This is a genomic window from Emticicia sp., assembly GCF_043780375.1.
Lineage (GTDB): Bacteria > Bacteroidota > Bacteroidia > Cytophagales > Spirosomataceae > Emticicia.
Window position 1 is genome coordinate 22,040 of the sequence record NZ_JAYWCU010000093.1, and the last position, 6,097, is coordinate 28,136.

Annotated in this window: 4 protein-coding genes; 1 reads left to right on the plus strand and 3 read right to left on the minus strand. The window is 34.9% G+C overall.

The features are described from left to right. Positions 1 to 5: 5 nt before the first annotated feature. Both ACH2CJ_RS06955 and ACH2CJ_RS06960 read right to left on the minus strand, forming a co-directional pair. Positions 6 to 2,186, minus strand: coding sequence for a tetratricopeptide repeat protein (locus tag ACH2CJ_RS06955; RefSeq protein WP_394991563.1), 2,181 nt, complete (start codon positions 2,184 to 2,186; stop codon positions 6 to 8). A 162-nt stretch (positions 2,187 to 2,348) separates the two neighbouring features. Beyond that, complete coding sequence (locus tag ACH2CJ_RS06960; protein WP_394991565.1) at positions 2,349 to 3,107, minus strand: patatin-like phospholipase family protein; 759 nt, start codon at positions 3,105 to 3,107, stop codon at positions 2,349 to 2,351. Between the two features lie 230 nt (positions 3,108 to 3,337). Between ACH2CJ_RS06960 and ACH2CJ_RS06965 the strand changes: the two genes are divergently transcribed. Next, positions 3,338 to 3,955, plus strand: a complete 618-nt coding sequence (locus tag ACH2CJ_RS06965) for a response regulator (protein ID WP_394991566.1) — start codon at positions 3,338 to 3,340, stop codon at positions 3,953 to 3,955. A 300-nt stretch (positions 3,956 to 4,255) separates the two neighbouring features. On the opposite strand, the gene ACH2CJ_RS06970 is transcribed toward ACH2CJ_RS06965, so the two are convergent. Next, positions 4,256 to 6,097, minus strand: a 1,842-nt coding sequence (locus ACH2CJ_RS06970) for a sensor histidine kinase (protein WP_394991567.1), incomplete at its 5' end; no start/stop codon positions are given.

Genomic DNA, 6,097 nt, shown 5'->3' on the forward strand with positions numbered 1-6,097 from the left:
GGTTGTTACTTTTTCTCCACAACTGCCATCATTTCTTTGGCTCTACCCATCAAACTACTTGATGGATAGCCTTGTATAAATTCGTTGAGTGCTTGTTTGTAAGCCTCTTTTTGTTCGGTTTTGGCAAATAAAAAGATGCGGAGCATCGCAAATTTATCTTCAATGCTCGTACCTGTATAAGTAATCAAGCCATCTTCTGCCAATTTCATTGCCGAATCGTAACTTTCGTTGCTAAATAAATTAAACGCCTGCGAATACACAACGCCAGCTTTCGACTCGGTATCGCCGGTGATTTGCACATTGCCACGCATCAACTGACGAGCATAAGTTGAGGCAGGATATTTATCAATCAAAGTTTTACGATACGGACTCGTGGCTTGGTTTTCTGACAACAAAGTTAGTAGATACAAAACCTCAACTTCGTGAACGGTTGTCGGGAATTTTGCTAATAATGTTTGAAAAGTTTCGATAGCATTTTGCGGCTCATTAAACTGAAATTTATAAATCTTCCCCACCTGATAATAGGCTTCTTCTTGCTTGCGTTTAGAGGCGATTAACTTTTCGGCCGTAGTGGGGACTTTGTCGTAAAGTTCTTTTTTCTTGCCTTCCAAAGCCAAAGCATCTTTGTCGTCCTGCTGTTTTTTGATTTCTTCGGGAGTCTGTTTTAGTACTTGTTTACTTGCGGGTTCTTGCCCAACAATGCCTTTTTCAACTTTAAAACTTATCGAACCAGCTTCTTTGTCTTTTCTTCGCCAATTGTCTTCAAGCGGACGGCTTCCCCAAAGCTGTTGAAAATCGCTTTTATTTCGAGAAATCACCAAGGGGTCATACAATGCCCAACGTTTAAAATCGGCATCTTTGTCAGAAAGTCGTTCTACTGGAATGCTATTTTGCGAAATAATTTTTTGAGCCATTTCCTGCATGTGTCGCTCATCTTCCTCTTTTTGCTTGATTACTCGCTCCAAAGTTTTGTCTAAAGCCGCAGGATTCATAGCCGCCAAACGTTGCAAGCTATCTTCTACAATTAATACTTTTTGGTATTTTACAAAATCGCCCAACGAAATAGCACGTTTGGCAATACGTTCATAGTCGGTCGAGGTTTTTGGTAAAGCTGTTAGCGTACTGTCATAATACATACTCGCCACGTCGTATTTGAGCAATTGATTATAATGTAATTCGGCTAATTCTAAATAAGTATAGGCATTTTGGGTACTGTTTCCTTTTGAATTACGGAGTGAAGCGTTAAAATATTCGATGGCTTTTGGATAGTTCTGTTTCTTCATCTCGATACCTCCCATCGTAAAGTAAATTTTGTCTTTTAAGTCAGCGTTTTTGCGGTCGTTCAGCATTTTCTTGAAGTTTTCCTGCACGCCCGCCGTACTTCCTCTTTGTGCTGCTGCTTGGTCCAAAAGTGTATTCATGCGAGCATAAAACTCCATGTCGTAATTAGGCCGATTTTTGGCAACTGCCTGAAAATGAGGCATGGCTTTAGCAGGTTGACCGAGCAAATCATACATTTGTCCGACTGCATAATGCACCCGTGCGGTCTTCTCGCCTTTCGACATCAATTTCAAAGCTTCTTCGCCTATGGCTGCCGAAATAGCAAATTCTTCCCGTTTTTGATGTAAATATGCTTTTGTTAAATAAAAATCCCGTGTATTTTCATTGTTCAAATCGAGTGTACGTAGCACTTCCGAAACCTTCAAGGCTGTATCATAATCTTTCTGCTCTGTATAGGCACGCATCAACCAAATCAATGCCGAATGTTTGCCTTTTTCGTTACTACTGGTTGTATTGATAAACTTAAAAACCTCCACAGCATTGATATAATCTTCTTTCAAAAGGCGAGATTTTCCTAATAAAATGTAAGCTTCGGCTAAATATTTTGAGTTGGAATGTCGCTCTGCAATCAACGAAGTTTTGTCGATTACTTCTTTTAAATTTGTTGCTACGGCTTGGCTTTTCACCGAGTCAATCGGAACAAAAATGGTCATCAAAGAGCTATAATTTTCTTCTCGCTTATCGAACAAATCCTTCTCAGCTTGCTTCATGTTTTCACGAGCAATAATGAGCGAGTTGAATCGAGCATTGGTATTGTGCCAAGCCTTACTCATAGGTGAGTTGCTAAACTGTGAGCAAGCAGTAATTAGCAACGAAAATGCTATAAGGATAAATAGTTTTTGCACTTAATATTCTAAAATTATGGTAGGTATTCTTTTTTTTAACGCCTTTTTGAGTAAAAAATTATCTAATTTGATGCCAAAAATAGATTTGAGATATGAGATTCGAGATATGGGACTTTTTTTTTGCTTTTTTCTCGTATCACGCATCTCCAATCTCGTATCTGATTACAAAACCCGCAATAATTTTCCTTCTGCTTCTCGTAAAGCGTTTTGGTAGCCAAGTTGATAAATCTCTTTGGCTTTCGACATACTCAGTCCATTATAATTATAAATTTCATGAGGTTCGATTGCAACATCACAACGTTTTAGTTTTTCACCAGAAGTATTTCTGATGGCTAAATATAGGCTTTTCATTAATACATCTCGTGCCGAATTAATAGGCATATTATTACCAACGGGTGTTACATTTATGCCAATAATAAAATCGCAAATACCTTCTAATGGCTCGGTGGGTAGGTTATTAACAATGCCGCCATCAACCAAAACTCGACCTTGAAACTTTATTGGCTCGAAAATTCCAGGAATACTGCAAGAAGCCATGATGGGCTTTATTAATTCGCCTTTACTAAAATAAACCGCTTCGCCTTTTTCTATGTCCGTAGCACAAATAGTAAGTGGAATTTTGAGTTTTTCAAACGAATTGTGTGGAATATATTTCAAGAAAATATCCTCAACTTTCTCCATTTTGAATAGTCCGAAACGATTGAACGCAAATTTTAATGAATTCATTATTCCCAATGACTGAATCGTTTCAAAAATAAAATCTGGTGAATAACCTGCTGCCGTCAAAGCTCCAACCAAAGAACCTGCACTTGTGCCTGTAATCATGCAGGGTTTGATGCCTAATTCGTTGAGAGCTTTCAATGCTCCCAAATGGGCGAACCCTCTGCTGCCACCGCCTGAAAGTGCTAAACCTATTTTCATAATTACCCCTAAGATTTAGTATCCCAGTACTAAAAGGGAACTTTTGTTAGTGAATTTAATCATCAAAAGTAGTAAAAAATGCTAATAAAAACTTGGACTTAAATTTTTTACACTTTATGAAACTAAATATTAATTAAACTCAATCTCACGGTAAACAGGTATTTTTTTCAAAGGATTTTATTTCCACATTTGTATTAAATTCATTTCTTCGAATTTAATACCTCAAAAATATGCCAATAAAAGTTCTAATTGCCGACGACCACGAGCTATTTCTCGAAAGTCTTGCTTTGCTTATTCGTGATTTTGAAGGAATTGAAGTAGCTGATAAAGCAAGAGATGGTCAAGATGCTTTAAGAAAACTAATGTATAATGAAGTGGATGTTTTGATAGCTGATTATAATATGCCTTTGATGAATGGTATTGAACTAACAAAGCAAGCCAAATTGCGATATCCTGACCTTCAAATATTGATGCTTACAATGGTAGAAACAACCGAAAATATCAAATCAGCAATCAAAGCGGGAGCAATTGGTTATATTCTAAAAAATTCAAAACGAGCTGATTTTGAGAAATCCATTAGAAATGTTGCCAATGGGAAACGATTTTTCAATGAAACCGTTTTTCGGAAATTGATTAGTGATGAGATAAAAGAACACCTAACCGAGAGAGAAATAGAAATTATTAAATTAATTACCAATGAAAATTCGAGTCAAGAAATTGCCAAAATTCTCTCAATTTCGCTGAATACGGTAGAAACTCATCGAAAAAATATTTTCCGAAAAACTGGTGTAAAAAACTCATTTGGATTACTCAAATATGCCTTAACGAATCATTTAATTGAGTTTTAATGCAAATGTCACGGTAAACAGTTATTTATAACTCTTGGTATTTTGTAGAATTTTAATGCTATTAGTCAAAATACAAAAGTAATCAATACACCCACAGGAACAGTCATCAGTTATGCAGGTGGAGCTGATACGCCACAAACTTCTTCAATTTTATCAATCAAGCCTTTTATTTTGTTATATATCGGTAATTTAATCATGATTTTTTTTTATTCTTAATCTGTGGTTTAGGATGTAATTCTTTTAACAAACACTTTTTCGGGTGTTTGGAATATTGTGGCAATCGGGTCAGAATGATTTTTTTTATTGAGATACTTCCAAAGGCACAGCACAAATAATCTTTGTGCCTTTGTTTTTAATGCTTTTTAGCTGCATTTTGCCATTGATTTCCTGCAATCGGACCTCGATGTTTTTCAATCCAAAACCTTTTTCTTTGTTTTCAAAGCCTTTGCCATTATCCGAAATCTCTAAAATTAAACTTTTGTTTTTCTCAAAAAGGCTTACTTTTGCTTCGTCAGCTTCGGCGTGTTTCAAAATATTATTACAGATTTCTAAGGCAATAGAATACAGATTTAGTTCTATTTTCTTCTCGTACTTCTTCAAAATAATAGTTTTTAATACAAAATAAGTACGATTTTGTGTATTCAATTTATCAATGAGATTTTCAAAAGCATCGCCTAAATTCCCATTCTCTAATGCTTCTGGAAGCAGGTTATGCGAGAGAAATCTTATTTCGGCGTAGGCATTTTCAATCATTTCTCCTACATTGTCATATACTTTTCTTTCGTTTTCGGTTAAATGACTTCGGTCGATGGCCTCCATGCTTATCGAAACTGCCGAAAGTAAACTTCCCAAATTATCGTGTAAATCAGCCGCCATTCGCTTTCGTTCAAGAGTTTGTCCACGTTGCATTGCCTCTTTAATTTCGTTGAATGCCTGTTTTAGCTCAGCGGTACGAATTTCAACTTTTTTCTCTAAATTTACATTTAATTCCTCAATCGTACGTTTCTGATTTTCAATTTCTTGTTTTTGTTTTTGCAAAAGCCTTTGATTAAAAAATAAACCTATCGAAACTAACGATAAAAGAATTGCACCAATAATAAAGTAATTGCGATAAGTTTTTTGCAGCTTAACTTCTTGTTTCTCTATATTAAGTAAAACTGCCGATTTTTCTTCAATAAATCTTTTCTCAAGAGCTGATTTTTCATTAGCAACTTTGGCATTGAACAATTGGCTAAGGTATTGATGATATTTTTCAAAGGCAACAAGAGCCTCAGCCATCATACCTTTTGCTTTATAAGATTGATATTGGCTTTCGTAGCAATGGTACAAGATTCTCGGATTTGTGATTTTACCGATTGGCTTTTTACTAAATTCAATAGATTTATTGTATTTTTTTTGAGCCAAATAAATCCTTCCAAGTAACATTTCTATTTCTGCCAAACCACGATTTGAAGGAGTTTTTTCGAAAAACCTAAGACATTCTAAAGCCATTGGAAGGGCTTCACTACTACGATTCAACTCTACTTTATTACTCACAATGTCATTTAAGAGATAATATTTTTTTACTTTTTCAGTCGTTTTATTGATATAAACAAGTGAAGAATCCAGTAAACTATTTCCGATTTCAAACATTCGAGAATAACCGTAAGCACGCCCTTTTGTTAGAAAAAGTTGTGATATTTGGGCATTATAAATTCCGTTTTTATTCTCTTTTTTAAGGTCGGAAATACTTTTGTCGGTATAAAAATTGACATTTTCTAAATCTGATAAAAATACATATCCGTACACCATTTCGTCAGTAATCAGACTTATTTGATAAGCAGAAGCGGGTATTTTTAACTTTCTAATTGTTTCTAATGATTCTTTTCCTGTTTTTATCAATTCAATCCATTTTACTTGGTATCTCAAAACATTCACTTTTCGATAATAAGCATCTAAAATTGACTCATTTAGTTTATTTTGAATGGTAAATTGGATATATAAATCGCAGTATTTATTAAGTGAATCGCTTTGGATTTGATTATCGAAGTAAAAAATAACAATGTTTTTTAAGGCTTCGGCTTTTTGAATCGTTTTATTTTGTGGATTTTGCAAAAGCGTTTTATAATGAAGCAATGAGTCATTTTCAATAGCGTTATTTTG